The sequence below is a fragment of the Cohaesibacter celericrescens genome (genome assembly GCF_002866925.1).
Taxonomy (GTDB): domain Bacteria; phylum Pseudomonadota; class Alphaproteobacteria; order Rhizobiales; family Cohaesibacteraceae; genus Cohaesibacter; species Cohaesibacter celericrescens.
In genome coordinates, this window is sequence record NZ_PKUQ01000009.1 from 66677 (window position 1) to 84385 (window position 17709).

18 protein-coding genes are annotated in these 17709 nt (G+C 51.9%); 10 read left to right on the top strand and 8 right to left on the bottom strand.

Annotated features, from left to right (window positions below; translation table 11 throughout):
- Window positions 1–19 precede the first annotated feature (19 nt).
- The 3 genes from C0081_RS05270 to C0081_RS05280 form a co-directional block, all read right to left on the bottom strand.
- A complete protein-coding gene (locus C0081_RS05270; protein WP_101532764.1) occupies window positions 20–625 on the bottom strand; it encodes a TetR/AcrR family transcriptional regulator in 606 nt (201 codons plus the stop codon).
- 2 nt (window positions 626–627) lie between these two features.
- A complete protein-coding gene (locus C0081_RS05275) occupies window positions 628–1272 on the bottom strand; it encodes a DsbA family oxidoreductase (protein WP_101532765.1) in 645 nt (214 codons plus the stop codon).
- Window positions 1273–1365: 93 nt separating this feature from the next.
- Complete coding sequence (locus tag C0081_RS05280; protein WP_101532766.1) at window positions 1366–1923, bottom strand: carboxymuconolactone decarboxylase family protein; 558 nt, start codon at window positions 1921–1923, stop codon at window positions 1366–1368.
- 256 nt (window positions 1924–2179) lie between these two features.
- Here C0081_RS05280 and C0081_RS05285 point away from each other — a divergent pair, with 256 nt between their 5' ends.
- Window positions 2180–2698 carry a redoxin domain-containing protein gene (locus C0081_RS05285; protein WP_101532767.1) on the top strand — a complete coding sequence of 173 codons (519 nt, stop codon included), beginning with the start codon at window positions 2180–2182 and terminating at the stop codon, window positions 2696–2698.
- 124 nt (window positions 2699–2822) lie between these two features.
- Here the strand turns inward: C0081_RS05285 and C0081_RS05290 are convergent, their stop codons facing one another.
- Genes C0081_RS05290 through C0081_RS05305 form a run of 4 tightly spaced genes read right to left on the bottom strand, consistent with a single transcriptional unit; the run spans window position 2823 to window position 7399 of the window.
- On the bottom strand, window positions 2823–3614 hold the full coding sequence (locus C0081_RS05290; RefSeq protein WP_101532768.1) for an inositol monophosphatase family protein: 792 nt from the start codon (window positions 3612–3614) through the stop codon (window positions 2823–2825).
- A gap of 34 nt (window positions 3615–3648) precedes the next feature.
- The gene (locus C0081_RS05295; RefSeq protein ID WP_101532769.1) at window positions 3649–5352 is read right to left on the bottom strand and encodes an ABC transporter permease; all 1704 of its coding nucleotides are present in this window, start codon (window positions 5350–5352) and stop codon (window positions 3649–3651) included.
- Window positions 5352–6284, bottom strand: a complete 933-nt coding sequence (locus C0081_RS05300) for an extracellular solute-binding protein (RefSeq protein ID WP_245417865.1) — start codon at window positions 6282–6284, stop codon at window positions 5352–5354. Before C0081_RS05300 ends, C0081_RS05295 begins: the two co-directional genes overlap by 1 nt.
- A 20-nt stretch (window positions 6285–6304) precedes the next feature.
- Window positions 6305–7399, bottom strand: a complete 1095-nt coding sequence (locus tag C0081_RS05305; protein ID WP_101532771.1) for an ABC transporter ATP-binding protein — start codon at window positions 7397–7399, stop codon at window positions 6305–6307.
- Window positions 7400–7638: 239 nt separating this feature from the next.
- Here C0081_RS05305 and C0081_RS05310 point away from each other — a divergent pair, with 239 nt between their 5' ends.
- The 4 genes from C0081_RS05310 to C0081_RS05325 all read left to right on the top strand — a co-directional run bounded on the left by C0081_RS05310 (window position 7639) and on the right by C0081_RS05325 (window position 10823).
- Window positions 7639–8427, top strand: coding sequence for a metallophosphoesterase (locus C0081_RS05310; protein ID WP_180966765.1), 789 nt, complete (start codon window positions 7639–7641; stop codon window positions 8425–8427).
- 315 nt (window positions 8428–8742) lie between these two features.
- Complete coding sequence (locus tag C0081_RS05315; protein WP_101532828.1) at window positions 8743–9252, top strand: arsenate reductase ArsC; 510 nt, start codon at window positions 8743–8745, stop codon at window positions 9250–9252.
- Window positions 9252–10322, top strand: coding sequence for an ACR3 family arsenite efflux transporter (gene arsB / locus C0081_RS05320; RefSeq protein ID WP_101532773.1), 1071 nt, complete (start codon window positions 9252–9254; stop codon window positions 10320–10322). The genes C0081_RS05315 and arsB overlap by 1 nt, the downstream gene beginning before the upstream one ends.
- A gap of 96 nt (window positions 10323–10418) precedes the next feature.
- Entirely contained in the window at window positions 10419–10823 is a 405-nt protein-coding gene (locus C0081_RS05325) for an arsenate reductase family protein (protein ID WP_101532774.1), read from the top strand.
- A 119-nt stretch (window positions 10824–10942) separates the two neighbouring features.
- Here the strand turns inward: C0081_RS05325 and C0081_RS05330 are convergent, their stop codons facing one another.
- Window positions 10943–12289, bottom strand: coding sequence for a globin-coupled sensor protein (locus tag C0081_RS05330; RefSeq protein WP_101532775.1), 1347 nt, complete (start codon window positions 12287–12289; stop codon window positions 10943–10945).
- Window positions 12290–12832: 543 nt separating this feature from the next.
- On the opposite strand from C0081_RS05330, the gene C0081_RS05335 reads away from it, so the two are divergent.
- The 5 genes from C0081_RS05335 to cydX all read left to right on the top strand — a co-directional run bounded on the left by C0081_RS05335 (window position 12833) and on the right by cydX (window position 17641).
- Window positions 12833–13765 (top strand): dihydrodipicolinate synthase family protein, encoded by a 933-nt coding sequence (locus C0081_RS05335; protein WP_210200400.1) that lies wholly within the window; start codon window positions 12833–12835, stop codon window positions 13763–13765.
- Between the two features lie 424 nt (window positions 13766–14189).
- Window positions 14190–14630 (top strand): DUF2946 family protein, encoded by a 441-nt coding sequence (locus C0081_RS05340; protein WP_180966766.1) that lies wholly within the window; start codon window positions 14190–14192, stop codon window positions 14628–14630.
- A gap of 100 nt (window positions 14631–14730) precedes the next feature.
- Window positions 14731–16317: a cytochrome ubiquinol oxidase subunit I gene (locus tag C0081_RS05345; RefSeq protein WP_210200401.1), complete on the top strand. Its 1587-nt coding sequence runs from the start codon at window positions 14731–14733 to the stop codon at window positions 16315–16317.
- A 24-nt stretch (window positions 16318–16341) separates the two neighbouring features.
- On the top strand, window positions 16342–17499 hold the full coding sequence (gene cydB / locus C0081_RS05350; protein ID WP_101532777.1) for a cytochrome d ubiquinol oxidase subunit II: 1158 nt from the start codon (window positions 16342–16344) through the stop codon (window positions 17497–17499).
- A gap of 16 nt (window positions 17500–17515) precedes the next feature.
- The gene (cydX, locus tag C0081_RS05355; RefSeq protein WP_101532778.1) at window positions 17516–17641 is read left to right on the top strand and encodes a cytochrome bd-I oxidase subunit CydX; all 126 of its coding nucleotides are present in this window, start codon (window positions 17516–17518) and stop codon (window positions 17639–17641) included.
- Window positions 17642–17709: the final 68 nt, after the last annotated feature.

The window sequence follows — 17709 nt, forward strand, 5'->3', positions numbered from 1 at the left end:
CCTACCCATTTGCTATGGGTTATGCGCAAGGCTTTTTGCGTAAATCCTTAATTTCCATAGCCATGTCTTCGGCCAACTGGGCGAAGTCGTTGGCCTGCATGCCCTGATGCAAAGCCAAGCGCAGCGCGGTTACATTGGCCTGAAAACGGCGGGCCAAGCGGTCGGGGTCTGCGTTGTCTGCCAGCTCACCCGCCTTTTGCGCGGCTGTAAAGGCGGCGGAAAACTCACTTTGCATTGCAGACAGGTAATCGCGGGTCACCGCAGCAATCGCAGGATCTGTGGTGCGTGTATCCACCAGAGTTTTGGTCAACATGCAGGCCCGCCGTGACACATCATCGGGTGCCAGCCGTGCATAGGCACGAAAATGCTCTGCCATGGCATTCAGCGGTGATGATGCCCGGGCCAATTGCGCGCGAAACCCCGAGCGGGATTTTGCGAAATAGCGCTCCAGAGCCAGCAAATAGAGTGTTTCTTTGCTGGTGAATGCCGCATAGATACTGCCCGGTTTCATAACCAGTGCGGCCTCGAGATCCTTGATTGAGGTCGCGTGAAAGCCTTTTTCCCAAAACAGCGCCATTGCGGCGTCCAAAGCTGTCTCTCGGTCATAAGGCGCGGAACGGGACATGGTCAGTTGGCCTCTTTGCTCAGCTGGGTCAGGATGTTGGTATAATTGTCGACGCCTTGAGCGCCTGTGACTAGGTGTTGGCGATTGAATATCATCGCAGGCACGCCACTAATACCCTGTTGAACCCAAAAACTTTGTTGCTGCCGGACGTCAGACGCGAAGCGTTGATCGTCCAGCACCGCCTGTGCCTCGGCTGTATCAAGGCCAATTTCCCCTGCGACAGAGGCCAGAACAGCTGTGTCAGACAGATCGCGCTGGTCTGTGAAATGCGCGGTAAATAGCGCCATTTTCAGGTCGTTTTTGCGGTCCTGTTGGTCGGCCCAATGTAGAAGCTGATGCGCGTTGAAGGTATTGTGCATGCGCATCTCATCGGTATAGCGAAAATCAATTCCCAGCTCCGTGCCGAGCTCGGTCATATGCTTGCGGCTCTGGGCGGATTGCTCAGGAGTTGCACCATATTTTTCCGCGACATGCTCACGCAGGTTCTGTCCCTCGTGCGGCATGTCGGGATTCAGTTCAAAAGGATGCCAGTGAATGTCATGCGCGGTGCCTGTGGCGTCCAGTGCATGGGTCAGTTGGCGATAGCCGATGATGCACCAAGGGCACATCACGTCAGACACTATGTCGATGCGGAGTGGTGTTGTCATGGCTTGTTCTTTCCATCAGATGAATACGTGATTGCTGCGTAACGAGTACTCCAAATATTTGGGGCGGAGATAGCTCCACCCCAAATATTTGACTTATTTTGTGCCCTTTTTCCATGCGAATTTTTGGAAAACCTGATCCACCTGTGTGTGGGCAAAGTGGTTTGTATAATTGGACATCAGTTTTTGGGAGGCACCCAAGATAACGTCGAGGATGCTGGTCGTGGTGAAACCGGCAGCCAGGAAGGCTTGTGTGTCGGCTTCATCAACGAACCCGCGATTGCGAACGACCTGCAGGGTGAAATCGCGCAGGGCTTCCAGTTTGGCGGTTGGCAGTGGCGTTTCATCACGCAGGGCGGTGGTGATGGCATCATCGATGTTCATCATTTTTGCGATGCCAGTGTGGGCGGGAACGCAATATTCGCAGTTCTGTTCCACATTCACTGTTTGCCAAACGACGGTTTTTTCTTCGTCGGACAGGCTGGACGCCATGAATTGTTGGTGGCTGAAATTATAGGCTGACAACAGGCTAGGGGAGTCGGCCATGATGGCATGCAGGCCGGGGATACGACCGTTGGCTTTGAAGGATGCTTCGAGTTGTGGCTTGGCTGCATCGGGGGCCGTTTCAATGGTGTGTTTGATAAAGTCAGTCATAGTGTCTCTCCAAAAACTGTGGGGCTGTATTGCAATCTGTTGTGATGCATATATAGTTGATTTGAGTGATCACTCAATGAGTAATTTGAGCAATCACTCAAACGTGAAGCTAGCAACGTGAAATGCTGCTATAAGTGGGGCAGAACATTGGGTGCCAATATGATGTGTTGGGTGGTTCTCGATTCCAATGCTACACTAGGAAAGACACACTATAGTAAGCTCGGAATACGATCTTTGAAAAATGTAAGGATACCAAATGATAGCAAATAAGCCTCGCGTCGGAGAACCCGTCGACAAACTCAGCTTTTCTGTGGCAGATGGGGAAGGATCGATTGCAATCGGTCAACCCAAGGATCGCTGGACCATGTTGTTTGTATATCGTGGTCAGCATTGCCCTCGTTGCAAACGGTTTCTGAGCAAGCTGAACCAGGCTCTACCGTCTTGGGCCGAGCTTCTCGATGTGGTCGTCGTTTCCGCCGATTCCAAAGAAAAGGCCTTGGCAGATAAGAAAGAATTCGGATGGGAATTTGATCTTTGTTACGGTTTGACGGAAGCGCAAATGCGCTCTCTTGGCCTGTATATTACCGAACCGCTGTCAGAGTCGGAAGCATCGGGCCTGTTTTCTGAACCTGGCGCCTTTGCCATTCGCCCTGATGGTACCCTGATGCTGGTGGATATTTCCAATGGTCCGGCAGCACGGCCTGACTTGGAAGAACTTTTGGATGGGATGAAGTTCAACATCTCAAACAACCGCCCAGTCAGAGGAACCGCCTAATTCAGGCGGCTTTAACAGGATGTCCCACAAGGGCAATTCCGTTTGATGAAATCCGCTGTTTGGGCCGCCCCTGCGGCGGATTTCATTGCCTGTTCCGGGAAAAACCCGTCGATACAGTTGCTGATTAAAAATCAGCGGCATCAGCCATCGCGACGATTTCATCAAAGATGATCGGCGTGGAGGTGATGACTCTTCCACCATGCTCCAACATATCGTTGGCACTCTGTTTCTCGATACGGCCGCCTGCCTCCAAGATCAACAATTGTGCAGCCAAACAATCCCAAGCGTTCATGTGTGGTTCAGCGTATCCGATCAATCGGCCTGCGGCGACATAAGACAGCATCAATCCACCAGATGAGTTGCGGAAAAAAATACCGCCACGGCTGGCCAGATCGTCAATAAAGCGAACCACTTTGGTCTTATCCGTGCGGCCATTTATGCCCACTCCAAGGTTGCCAGCGTCCAGGCCGGTGGTCTCGGCAACTTTCATCGGCTTGTCGTTTAAATAGGCCCCGCCATCAAGAGAGCCTGAAAACATCTCGTTGTGGCAGGGATCGAAAATGGCTGCGATTTTGGTTTTGTCATCATGCACACAGGCGATAATGACACACCATGCTGGAATGCTTGTCAGGAAATTGGCCGTGCCATCAATCGGGTCGATAACCCACGTATAGCCGGATGTGCCGTCGACATTTGCATGTTCCTCACCCACAATCCCATCTTTGGGAAACCGTTCGGCGATGGCAGCGCGCACAAAAAGCTCGACGTCTTTGTCGGCGTTCGAGACCAAATCCTGCGCGCCTTTTTGTTCAACATTGAGATTGCCAATATCGGCAAAATAAGTCATGCCGAGTGCTCCGGCTTTTCGGGCAGTGTCTTTTGCAAATTCGAGGCGGTTATTGATTTCTTTGTTCATCTTGGTTCCGACTATAATGCTGATAGAGTGCACTTTAATGCAATCCTGATACTGTGCCTTTGGTCGCCCAGCGTAATATCGATATGAGGGCAAGAGGGATCAGTGTTGTCATTAACACAGCGCAGAAGGCCATGGCCATACCAAGCCCCATGGAACCCTGATCGAATTGCTGCCAGATAAACACTGCGATGGTTTGAAAGCCGATCGGAGCCACCAAAAGCGATGCCACCAACTCACGGGAAGCGACGGCAAAAACCAGGATCATGGCTGTGATCATGCTGGGCAAAATGAGTGGCAAAACAATCCGGCGGAAGGCCATGAGCGGCCCGGACCCGGACACCCGCGCAGCGGCCTCCAGATTATCACCCAACTGGTGCAGGGAAGCGGTCGCATAACGCACCGGCTGCGGCAGCAAAATGCAACAATAAGCCAGCAATAGAATGAAAGGGGTGTTGTAGGGCGTGATGGGCAACCATGGCTGGTTCCAAGCCAATATAATGCCGACGGCCACGACGACCCCGGGCAGAGCGTTGGGGGTGATCGAAAGGGCGTCGAGTATAATGCGAAAGCGCCCTCGTCCTTTGACCACGGCATAGGCGGTGATGGTTCCCATCAGTCCGGCCAAGAGCGCCGTGGTGATGCCAAGAGCGAGGGAGTTTCCCATGGCCACCAGTCCATCGCTGCCCGTGTTGAGCAATTCAGCGAAATTGTCTGTGCCCATATTGGAAAGGGTTAGTCCACCTGAAATGGTCCGCGACAGGGCGGTGGCCAGAATGGCCAAGATCGGCAGGCCTGTTGCCAGAAAAGCCACAAAACCGAACAGCAGGGTCGCTGGCAGTGCCCAGATACCCAATTCTCGCTTGTCTGACGCCTGCGGTTTGCCGCCAATGATGCGATAGTCACGACGCGTCAGCAGCCAGCGTTGCAACATGAAAGCAACCAGCGCCATCAACACCAGCACAAGCGACAAAGTGGCAGAACCGGGCAGGTCAATCGGCCATTCGGATATGCGATTTTCTATACCCGTTACCAACACTTCAAAGCCGATACGGCGACCAAGGGCAGCAGGAGTGCCATATTCCTCGATGGACATCGCAAAGACCAGCAACAGACTGGCGGCAAGTCCGGGCATGGCCAACGGGAAGGTAATACGTGCGAATGAACGCCACTGTCCGGCACCAAACACCCGACCTACGTCGGCGTAGCGGGCGCCCACGGTTTCAAAGGTGCGTGAAAGAACAAAATACACGACGGGAAAGGTATTCAGACCCATGATGATCATGATGCCCGGTACAGAAAAAAGCAGCTGGGCCAGATTAACCCCCGTCAATTGTTCCAAATAACCGTGGGGCTGTAAGGTCATGATCCAACCAAGCGCCGCAATATAGGGCGGGATCATAAAGGGAATGAGCAGCAACGCATCCCAAATCAATGCACCGGGCACGCGGAACAGAGCTCTCAGAGCCGCCAGAGGCAGCGCCACAATAGCTGCGCAAACAACGGTGCCCACCCCGAGCGTTAGGGTGTTGCCAGCCAAACCGAGCAGACTTGGGTCGGCAAGGGTTTTGATAAACAGAGAGAAAGGAGCGGCAAAGGAGCCGCTCCCGATATTGGGAAAAATCGCCTGAATAACGATGAAAAGACAAGGGATGGCAACGACAATCAGCAACCCGACAGTCGCGGTCCATTTTAAAATGGCGCTTCCTTCTGCGCCGGTCGCCGTTGCTGCCTTGTTCATCAGTTGAAGATCTTCTTAAAGCCAGCCAGAACATCTGCGCGAGCTGGAGCGCCATCATTGGACAGCAATTTCAGATCGCCGATCAACGGGCGATCGACTTTGATGTCTGTGCGTGATGGCATCAGATGCACCTTGGCGACTTCGTTTTGGCCTTCATCTGACAATACATAGTCGATGAATTTCTTGGCATCGTCCTGATTCTGGGACGATTTCAGGATCATAATTGGACGAGGCGCGACAACGGTGCCGCTTTTGGGGAAGATCACTTCAACGCTCTCACCCTTAGCGGCTGCACCCATGGTGATGTAATCAACCGCAGCGAAAACCGTGGCTTTTGCGCCTTGCAATACAGGGTTCAGGGCTGCTTTGTTGGCGCCAGCTACGATAGCTCCATTGTCTTTGAGGCCCTGCAGAACGTCATTCATGCCGTTGGCTGCGAAAGCTTCAACCAGTGTGAAGGTGCCGCCAGAGGCTGCTGGATCGGGCAGAGTGACCAGATCTTTATAGGCAGGCTTGGCCAGATCAGACCAATCGCTTGGTTTTGGTGTGCCGGACTTGGAATTCCATGCAATACAGATGCCTGCAACGCCTTGAGCGACCGCACCATCCATTTTGAGGAAATCGGGAACGGTTTTGGCATTGGGGCTTTCATAGGAAAGCAACAGGCCTTTTGCGGCAAAATCTGTCGCTGTGCCCCAAGCGGCAGAGACGACAACGTCGGCGACAGGATTGGCCGCTTCGGCTTCAAGCCGTGCCATAACCTTACCAGTGGTGGCTTGGAAAATGTTGGCTTTGATGCCGGTCTTGGCGGTGAAGCCTTTGGCAAGGTTTTTGATCAGGGCGCCGGGGCCTGCAGAATAGACGGTAACATCTGCATGAGCCGCGGTAGAAGCCAGAAGGCCCATGACGATGGCGAGTGTGGTGGAACGCATGTAAGTCTCCATTGGGTGGTTCATGCTGCGACCGGGAACCAGCGCAGATCGTGAGGGGAAAAGGACAACTCCAGCCTATCGCCGGGGTTTGCTCGTTCAGGGCTGAGGAGGCGGATCAGATGATCCGTGCCACAGACCTTGAGAGTCAGGGCACGACCGGTGCTGCGGGTTTGAACCCGCACAACGTCGGCTTTGAGTTTTTCAGTTCCGGAGCCATCAAGACGCAGGGCGTGTTCGGGCAACAGCACTTGCGCGAGACCGGCTTCAATGCCGCTGCTGACATCATTGCCCGACAAGGCAATTTGTGTGTCTTGGATGCACCAACCCGAGGGCGCCCTGTGCGCAGGAAGCAGGCAACCCAGACGCAGGAAATCAGCAACCGCAGCGGTGGCCGGAGTATGGATCAGCTCATCGGGGGAGGCGAGTTGTTCAATGCGTCCACCCTGCATCACGGCGACCTGATCGGACAGGGTTAGCGCTTCGCCATGATCATGGGTGACATAAACAGCGCTGAGATTGAGATCTGCGACAAGATCGCCCAATTCATCAATCATGCTTTCGCGCAATTCGCGATCCAGATTGGACAGGGGCTCGTCAAACAGCACCAATGGCGGCTCGGCCACAATGGCGCGAGCAATGGCGACGCGCTGTTGTTGGCCGCCGGACAGATCTGAAGGGCGACGTTGTGCCATTGCACCAAGGCCGACCCGCTCTAGTGCCTCCCCGACGCGGCGCTTGCAGTCGGCTGCGGGCCGTTTTTGCATTTCTAGCGGGAAGGCAACATTTTTGGCGACCGAGAGATGGGGCCAGAGCGCGTAATCCTGAAACACCATGCCAAGACCGCGTTGTTCTGGCGGCAGAGCAATGCCTTTGCTCCGGTCTGCCACCAAGTTACCGGCTATTTCGATTTGTCCTTCATTGGGAAGCAGTAAACCGGAAATCAATCGCAACAGCGTGGTCTTGCCACAACCGGACGGGCCAAGCAGACCAAGCACTTCACCAGCAGCCAGATTGACATTGATCCCGTCTAGAACAGGGGCCTCGCCATAGCTCATGGACAATGAACGGATAGTCAGGGCCTGATCGGCGGACGTGGAAAAGGGCTTGGTGATCATGAAATAACTTCGTTTGCGTCAGTTTATCGGTAATCAGCCGCTTTCTAGGACTCCTATGTGACAGTTGTGTAACCGTTGAATGTCAGTTTTATGAAGCTTCGTTTTGAGGCGGCTGTGGTTTGAGAGTGGAGCGTATGAAGGAAGCTCTGGCTCCGCGCTACAAAGCCGCTTAGAACAAAAGGCAGCGGATGCATTTTACCGTCGCGCCAAACAAAGCCAAACCAGCCAAGAGAGAGCCGATGCAAGTAACCATTGCTCAACAATCCAGAGACCTCGGACAGAGGCAGGAATACCGCCGTCGTCTGACGCTGACACATCCGCCCGCTCACATTTATGCCATTGGTGATGTGCATGGCTGTCTGGATCTTCAGCAAAAGATGGAAAAGCTGATCCTTGCAGACAGCGCGGCGATGCCCGGCTTCAAGCTGATCCTGTATCTGGGAGATCTGGTGGATCGGGGTGCTGATTGCAAAGGCGTGATTGACCATTGCCTGTCGCCGTTGCCCGATGGATACGAGCGATTGAGCCTTTGCGGCAATCATGACCAGATGTTTCAAGACTTTCTCCAAGCTCCAAGCCTCAGCGCGGAGTGGCTGGGCTTTGGCGGTCGGGAAACCTTGATGTCCTATGGTGTCGATGTCGATCAACTCTCCGCCGGATCTATGCCTGATGATGCTTTTGCTGCATTGATAGGGGACGCGGTTCCCGCATCCCATCTTCACTTTCTGCACCAATTACCCGTTGCCGTGACCACACCGGACGTGCATTTTGTTCACGCGGGCATGCGCATCGGCGTTCCCATACAGGAGCAAGACGCGACCGATCTGATGTGGATACGGGCCGAATTTCTGGTCGACACTCCGGCTTCGGATCGGCTTGTTGTACATGGGCACACGCCTGCCTCGTCGCCCAGACTTGGACCGGGCCGTATTGGCATTGATACAAAGGCCGTCGGGGGAGGACCGTTAACAGCACTGCATTTGCATGGGGGTAGCCATCGTTTTCTGTCCGTTGTGTCGGAGGCGTGAACGCAACGCCTGACCCGTAATAGAGAGCTTGTGCCCCCCTCCTTTCAGTCTCATAAAATCTGTGCTCTGTCACCGGCCTGTCGTATGTCAAAATTAGCATATGCATCAAAATGCATTGACAGAGATATTTGTATCCATTATTCATGAATTATTGATATAAATAATGTGGGCCGCTCTGTTGGCACCACTGAGAAAGCCGACCTGTCTGAAGATCTTTCGTTTGTTTGAAAAGCCGGACCTCCGTGATGCTGTCATGAAACGGATTGCCTGTGCTTGTTAGAGGATAACGAAGATGGTCATTTTGAGGATGCAACGATGAGCGAACAAATTTACAACGTCCTGTTTTTGTGCACGGGAAATTCCGCCAGATCTATCTTGGCAGAAGCAATCATGAACCGGATTGGGAATGGTCGTTTCAAGGCTTATTCGGCAGGATCGGCCCCTAAGGGAGAGGTGCATCCGCGCACTTTGTCCCTGTTGCAACGAATGAACATCGACACAGGATTCGCGCGCTCCAAGAGCTGGGATGAGTTCGCCACGCCTGATGCACCAAAGATGGATTTTGTCTTCACCGTTTGTGACAATGCTGCTGGTGAGACATGTCCCCTATGGCCGGGGCAACCCATGACGGCCCACTGGGGAGTGAGCGACCCCGCCGAAGCAACGGGAACAGAGCCAGAAATCGCTTTGGCTTTTTCCGAAGCCTATCGGATGCTTTATTCAAGGATTTCTATTTTCACGGCTCTGCCACTTGTCAGCATTGATCGCCTGTCACTCCAGACAAAACTCGATGAAATCGGCAAAAATAATGAGAAAGCAGACTAATGTCAGTTGATGCAAATACGACCACCAAAGCGCCACAAGCTGGCGGCATTGGTTTTTTCGAGAAGTGGCTTTCCATTTGGGTCGCGCTGTCAATCGTCGCAGGCCTTGTGCTTGGTGAGGTCTTTCCCTCTCTGTTTGGCATGCTCGCCAACCTGGAATATGCCCATGTCAATCTTGTTGTGGCAGTGCTGATTTGGGCGATGGTTTACCCGATGATGGTCTCTGTCGATTTTAGCAGCATCAGCCATGTGGCGGATGAACCCAAGGGGCTGCTCATCACTCTAGTGGTGAACTGGCTGATCAAGCCTTTCACGATGGCTGTTCTTGGTGTTGTTTTTTTCAAATATCTGTTCGCAGGTTTGATCAGCACTGCCGATGCGGATTCCTACATTGCAGGCCTCATTCTGCTTGGCGCAGCGCCTTGCACCGCGATGGTCTTTGTTTGGTCGCAGCTGACGCGCGGAGATGCAAATTACACCTTGGTGCAAGTGAGCGTCAACGACCTGATTATGGTCTTCGCTTACGCGCCAATTGTCGCTTTGTTGCTTGGCGTGACAGACATTCCTGTGCCGTGGAATACTCTGATTCTGAGTGTGATCCTGTATGTTGTCGTGCCTCTTGCTGCGGGCTATGTGACGCGCAAAATCCTCGTTGGAGGCGCAAGAACAGATGAGGCAGTTGATGCATTTACAGCAAAGCTGAAACCGATCTCTGTGCTGGGCCTTTTAGCGACAGTGGTTCTGCTGTTTGGTTTTCAAGGCAGCGTCATTCTCTCCCAACCACTCTTGATCGTGTTGATTGCCGTGCCACTTTTGCTTCAATCCTACGGTATTTTTGCAATCAGTTATGTTGCGGCCTACTTTATGAAGGTGCCCTTCAGGATCGCTGCGCCTTGTGCTCTCATTGGCACCTCAAATTTCTTTGAGCTGGCTGTTGCTGTTGCCATCGGGCTCTTCGGGCTGCATTCCGGTGCAGCGCTTGCGACGGTCGTCGGCGTGCTTGTGGAAGTCCCTGTCATGTTGTCTCTGGTGGCTTTTGCCAACAGAACGCGTCAGCATTTTCCGGGGTAACCCAAGCAAAGAGTCGCTCTGGTTGTCGCCCATTGTGCTTCACCAAATTGACATTAAAAATGGCCATTGCCAAAACGGATAAAGGCAACCAACTTCATGACCATCGTTATTCATCACAACCCGGACTGCGGCACTTCACGGAACGTGCTGGAGATTATCAGGCTGACAGGACATGAGCCTGTGATCATCGAGTATCTTTCCCAAGGATGGACAAGACCTCAGTTGCTGGCTCTTTTTGCTGCTGCGGATTTAACCCCGAAACAGGCCTTGAGAACATCCAAGTCTCCGGCTGAAGAGCTGGGGTTGCTCGCCCCGACAGTTTCCGATGAGGACATCCTTGACCAGATGCTGAACCATCCGGTTTTGGTTAATCGGCCGATCGTCTGCACGCCAAAAGGCGTCAGGCTCTGCCGCCCGTCCGAGGCAGTGTTTGACTTGTTGGACGTGGCTCCGGGCACCCAATTCACCAAGGAAGATGGTGAAAAAATCATCGCGCCTTAAGTCAAAGATACAGCTGGCTCGATTGCACAGCTCTTGCCTGTTGATTGCAACGGCGCAGACAATGGCCCCTCCGTTGTGGGGGGCCATTGGTTCGAGGCGAGCCAAAGCAAAAGGGTGGCTTAAGCGCTTCGGACAGAGAGGAGGAAGTTCCCTACTTGTTTTTCCAATTGGCTGGATTGCTCTGACAGACTGACGGCCGATTGACGAATATTGGCAGATGCGGTGCCTGTGGTTTTAGCCGCGCTGTTCACGCCAGAAATGTTATTGGTCAGCTCCAAGGTTCCGCGGGCGGCCTCTTCGACATTGCGCGCAATTTCTTGTGTTGCGGCATCCTGTTCTTCAACGGCACTCGCAATAGCGGTTGAAATTTCATTCATATCCCTGATGGTTTCGGAAATGATATTGATTGCGGAAGCCGCTTCTTCGGTCTCGTTTTGAATGGATGAAATTTGAGTGGAGATTTCAGAGGTAGCCTTGGCGGTTTGTTCAGCCAGTTGTTTGACCTCCGATGCGACGACCGCAAATCCCTTACCGGCTTCACCTGCTCGGGCGGCTTCAATAGTTGCATTTAGAGCCAAAAGATTTGTTTTTTCTGCGATATCACTGATTAAACCAACGACATCCCCTATGGCTTGAGCCGCAATCGCCAAAGCCTGCACTTTGGAATTGGTGCCGCTAGCGGTTTCGACTGCTTGCGACGACAGTTTTGTGGAATCTATCACTTGGCGTGAAATTTCAGAAACGGACGAAGCCATTTCTTCTGTTGCACTTGCAACCGTCTGGACATTCGTCGACGTTTCCTCTGCGGACACCGAAGCCGCCGCTGATTTTTCGGCCGATTCTTCAGCGGTCTGGTGCAGTTTTTCAGAATCGGCGGAGAGCTCTTTCACATTGGAGGCAACATGCTGGATGATGCTGCCAACAGAGTTTTCAAAGTCTGATGCGAGATTTTCTAGCGTTGAATTGCGTTCCCGAACCCCCGCTTGCAAATAGACATCAATTGCCAAGTCCATATCAAGCATGGATGCTTTTATGATAGCGGATTGCAGCAGCGCAATTTCCTGCTGTTTTTTACTCGAAAAGGGGCCTTTCGGCATTTGCATGGCGAGGACATTGACAACTTCTGAAACAAGAAAATTGTATCCGCCAATGTACCAGCGTGGTTCGAGGCCTAGTTTATTGTGGACCTCACCGATCTTGTTGACCGATGCTTCGTAACTAGCATCAAAGCGTCCATCGACAATGATCTTCCAATGTTGCAGTTGTTTTTCCTTCGCGTGCATCATATGTGCGCGATTTTTAAAGAAAGCGTCGGTATCGGGAAAATTAGCGACATGATCGTAGAAATTATCCAGAGCAATGGGCAATATCGATAAAATCAAGTCAGAATTATTACGCAAAGCATTGATGATGTCTTCGTCTATGTTATGGAATGATAACCTATCTTGAATGGTATTATTTGTCATGTGTATATCCCCTATATAATTAAAATTAGGACGAAATAAGTTAAAAAGGTTTTACTTTATATATATTTCAAATTAATCTTTTTAGTGTATTTATTGGGTATTATATACTAGAAGTAATTATTATTACTTATGGTTATTAAGTCTTTGTATCAACCACCCTTGATTGCACGGCGACCCGTTTGTGTGACATCCAATTTGAAGGGATTCTGTTTTTAGGCTACAGGGCGCGGCTAGGACATGGATGAGGTTTTGCTGGCAGAGGTGCTGAATTCGGGGTAAATCTTTGGCCACAGTCGATGTGCCTTTGAAGGCAAGCACTTGACTTCCCTCTGCTCTTTAGGATCCAGCGAGAACGCTATTTCCAACCCACAGATCTCCGGTATCAAATATGGATAGAGTGCCAAGGGACGCGTTGCTAGGTGCGGCGTCAACAATATGCCGACACCCTATTGACCCAGCTCAATGGCAAAGTCCGAGTGCTCGTCCTTTATGGCTTCAATTCTGATATCTGTTGCACGAACAAAAACAATAAGGATTATAACCGTGACCAACTCAATTGCCGGCATTATTCCGGTTGTGCTAACCCCTTTTACCGATAACAACGAGATTGATTGGAAAGGGTATGAAGCGCTAATCGAGTGGTATATCGAGAATGGCGCTCAGGCTTTGTTTGCAGTGTGCCAGTCCTCTGAAATGCTTTTTCTTTCTCAAGACGAGCGTTACCAATTGGCGCGTTTCACAGCTGAGAAAGTTGCTGGCCGTATTCCTGTTATGGCGTCCGGACATGTATCCGATGCCTTGGAAGATCAGAAGAAAGAACTTGCGTCTTTACTTGATACAGGAATAGACGCGATTGTTCTGGTGACCAATCGTTTGGCGCCTGAAAACGCAGCGCCTGAAGTCTTCCGTCAAAATCTCGATGCACTTCTGGATTTTTTGCCTGACGATATGCCGCTGGGGTTGTATGAATGTCCTGCCCCTTATCGTCGCCTTCTTTCTGATGATGAAATTCGCTACTGCGCCGAAACAGGCCGGTTTGTGATCCTGAAAGACGTTTCTTGCGATCTCGAAACGGTCAAACGCCGGGTTGCTATCGTCAAAGAGTCACCGCTCAAAATATGCAATGCCAACGCAGCCATTGCCTATCCTGCCATTCTGGCCGGCTCTGCCGGTTTCTGTGGTGTCTTTAACAATGTGCATCCAGACCTGTATCGTTGGCTACAAGACGAAGGCGCAAAACATCCTGAATTGGCTCAGGAACTGGCGGTCTTCTTGGTGTTGGCCGCAGCGCTTGAGCCGTTGGGTTACCCCAAACTGGCCAAACTGTATCATCAACGGCTTGGCACTTTCTCAAGCACCCTAAGCCGCGTTATCCCTTACGATATCGAAGAAAAATATTGGGCACTCCAAGCGATGCTTGATCGTGTCGAGCAGGGCAGCGAACAGTTCCGCATAAAAATTAGCGCGCTTGACTAATAACCCCGACATCGACCATGGCAAATCTTTCAAAATGGCGATGAAAGCGATCATCTAGGCCTAGGGACGGACCGATTGGATTTGTCTCTTGCCAATTCGGTTGATTTGAGATCCACTCATGGTGCTGCGAGTCGCGCCATGGGTGAATTGCTTGGTCGCGGGTTGCCGTGAGTGATTATGATGTCCATTGGATTGCTTTGGTGCATTGCAAAGCGGTTTAAACTGGCGCTTTATTGACCTTGCAGGTGTTTCCTCGGCGCTATGGCTTCACACCTTAATGGTGCGACCAGATGTCTCATTATTATATTTGTTTTTGCAAAATAAGTATTTTACATGTTACTTTTATGCTACGTGTTTTCTTATATCCAGCCCTCATCCAAATCTGGGTGATTTGAGGCCATATATGCCGCAGCAGAGATCATTTTTGAGCAGTCTTCGCAAGGAACTCGGCCTAACGGTGCTGGCTTTGTTTGTTATGCTGCTGCAACTTATTTTCTCTGCGGCGCATCTAACGGCACAGGAGCATGGCAGCGGCCAGCTGGACCGACCAGACCAGTTGCTGATCTTTTGGGAAATATGCACAGGGCAGGGCGTTGTTAGCCTACCTGCTGCAAAAGATGGCTCTTTGCCATTTGAAACCTCTCTTGACCAAGAAGATTGTGCCATTTGCGCCACTGCATCAATCAGTGGTTTTGTTGCTCCGGACACCGACTTTTCTCTCGCTCAGTTGCCGCTTGCCGTGGGGGCTTTGCGGTGGCCTCAGGTCTCGAACCAGCGGTCTTTTCAAACCTATCCGCGTGCCGGAGACAGCAGGGCCCCCCCTTCCGCTGCGATCGAACGCCCCAACACCCAATCTGCAACCTGACACTTCACTTCATCTGACCTGATCCCGCAAGCGCAACGTAACGCGCTTCACTAAAAACTCAGCAGATGTCTTGATGCAGCATCATCTCAAGAGAGCTGTTATGGAACCAATCTATGACGATCTTTTCGTCAATTTATCGCGCTGGCAGTTCGCCGCCACAGCGCTCTATCACTTCTTGTTTGTCCCTTTAACGCTGGGCCTAACCTGGATTCTGGTGATCATGGAATCGGTTTATGTGATGACCGGAAAACATGTTTATCGAGACATGACCAAATTCTGGGGCAAGTTGTTTGGTATCAACTTTGCGCTGGGTGTCGCCACCGGCCTGACGATGGAGTTCCAGTTCGGCACCAACTGGTCCTATTATTCCCATTATGTCGGCGACGTGTTTGGCGCACCGCTGGCAATTGAAGGCCTGATGGCCTTTTTCTTGGAATCCACTTTTGTCGGCCTGTTCTTTTTAGGTTGGGACAAACTGACCAAACGCCAGCATCTGGCGGTGACCTTTATGACTGCCATCGGCTCGAACCTGTCGGCGCTTTGGATTCTGGTTGCTAATGGCTGGATGCAGAACCCGGTTGGCGCAGAATTTTCGTCAGAAACCATGCGTATGGAAATGACCAATTTTGCTGAAGTGGTGTTCAATCCGGTTGCTCAGGTCAAATTCATTCACACCGTTGCCGCTGGTTATGTCTGTGCCTCGATGTTCGTCATTGGCATTTCCGCTTGGTATATCCTTAAAGGACGCGATCTGGGCTTTGCCAAACGCTCTTTCGCAATTGCTGCGGGCTTTGGTCTGGCGACTTCCCTTTCTGTTATCGTTCTGGGTGATGAAAGTGGCTATGAGCTGGGCGATGTTCAGAAGGTCAAGCTGGCAGCCATTGAAGCGGAATATCATACCGAAAAAGCGCCCGCGGCGTTCAATCTGATCGGGCTACCCAATGACAAAGAAAAACGCGTTGATTACGCGGTTCAAATCCCTTGGGCAATGGGTATCATCGCCACCCGTTCACTCGACAAGCAGGTCATTGGCATCACTGATCTAATCAAACAACACGAGGTCCGCATTCGCTCGGGCATGATTGCCTATGATTATCTGCTCAAACTGCGCGCCGGTGATAAATCGGATGAGACCATCGCCAAATTTGATCTCTATAAAAAGGATCTGGGCTATGGCTTGCTGCTCAAGCGTTATGTCGAGGTACCAAGCCAGGCCACCGAGGAAATGATCAAACTGGCGGCGGAGGATTCCATTCCCTACGTGCCATATTTATTTTGGAGCTTCCGCATTATGGTGGGGCTTGGTTTCTTCATGTTGGGCTTGTTTGGCCTGTCCTTCTATTACAATGCCAAACGTGTGATCGAGAAAAAACGCTGGTTGCTGCATGTGTTGGTCTGGTCCATCCCGCTACCTTGGATTGCCATCGAGCTTGGCTGGGTCGTTGCCGAATATGGTCGCCAACCATGGGCGATTGGTGAAATTCTGCCGACATTTCTCGCGGCCTCCAGCCTGACAATCTATGATTTGATCTTTTCTCTCACGGGTTTCCTTGCCTTTTACACCTTCCTGTTGGTCATCGAAATGTGGCTGATGGTCAAGTTTGCACGTCTGGGACCAAGCGCCCTGCACACTGGCCGTTATCACCATGAACAGACTGCGACATCACCCTTGGCTCCGGCCAAATGATGCCAAACCAGAAGGAAAATTATGATGTTACTTGATTATGAAATCTTGAAACTGGCTTGGTGGGTTCTCGTCGGGGTCCTGTTGATCGGTTTTGCCATCACCGATGGTATGGACATGGGGGTGGGCAATCTGCTGCCATTCCTTGGCAAGACGGATACTGAACGTCGCATTATCATCAATACGGTCGGCCCGCACTGGGAAGGCAACCAAGTGTGGTTCATCACCGCAGGAGGGGCCATCTTTGCGGCTTGGCCTGCGGTCTATGCCGCCGCTTTTTCCGGCTTTTATCTGGCCATGCTGCTGGTGTTGTTTGCATTGTTCTTTCGCCCTGTCGGCTTTGACTACCGCTCAAAAATCGAAAGCACAAAATGGCGCAATGCTTGGGACTGGGGTATCTTCGCCGGTGGCTTCATTCCAGCTCTGATCTTTGGTGTGGCCTTTGGCAATCTGTTGCAGGGTGTGCCGTTCCATCTTGATGAATTTCTGCGTGTAACCTATGACGCTACCTTCATCTGGGCCTTGATCCCTTTGCTCAATCCCTTTGCCATTCTGGCTGGGTTGATCTCTGTTGCCATGTTAACCGGCCACGGCGCAACGTGGCTTCAAATGCGGGCCGATGAAAGCATCGCCGCCCGCGCCCGCCAGACCGGCGCGATCCTTGGGGTGACAACCGCATTGCTGTTTGCTTTAGCAGGGCTTTGGATCAGGATCGGCAATTTTGATTATTTTGTCATTGTCAGCCAACCACCGCTTGACGCCTTGCCCAACCCGCTGACCAAAGAAGTGGCGATGCAGGCAGGGGCTTTGTTCAACATCTACAGCAGTCATCCTTTTGCCATAGCAGCCCCTCTTGTGGGTATTGCAGGGCCGTTGTTGATGGCTGCCATGAGTTATCTGGGGCGCGGCGGTTTTGCCTTTTTCTTCAGCGCCCTTGGCATGACGGGGATCATCTCCACCGCTGGTCTGTCGATGTTCCCGTTCATTATGCCTTCAAGCAGCGACATGACCTCGTCGCTGACAATCTGGGACGCGTCCTCCAGCCACCTCACCTTAACGGTGATGTTCTGGGCGGCGGTGATCTTTATGCCCATTGTTCTTGGTTATACCATCTGGTGCTACGCACGCATGTGGGGACGGATCACGGTCGAAGAAATCGATGCCCGCAGCCATTCAGCCTATTAGCAAAGGAAATCAGAATATGTGGTATTTCACTTGGATTCTTGGCCTGACTGCGGCCCTTTCAGTCGGCGTTATCAATGTCATGTGGTATGAAGCACAAGACGGCTTTGGCGAGCCGGACGAGGACGAGAAGCGAGGCCTTTAGCCTCTGCTTTCTTTCAATAACTGTGATGATCGGCGCGTCCGGTCATCACAGAACACGGCCCGGCGGTT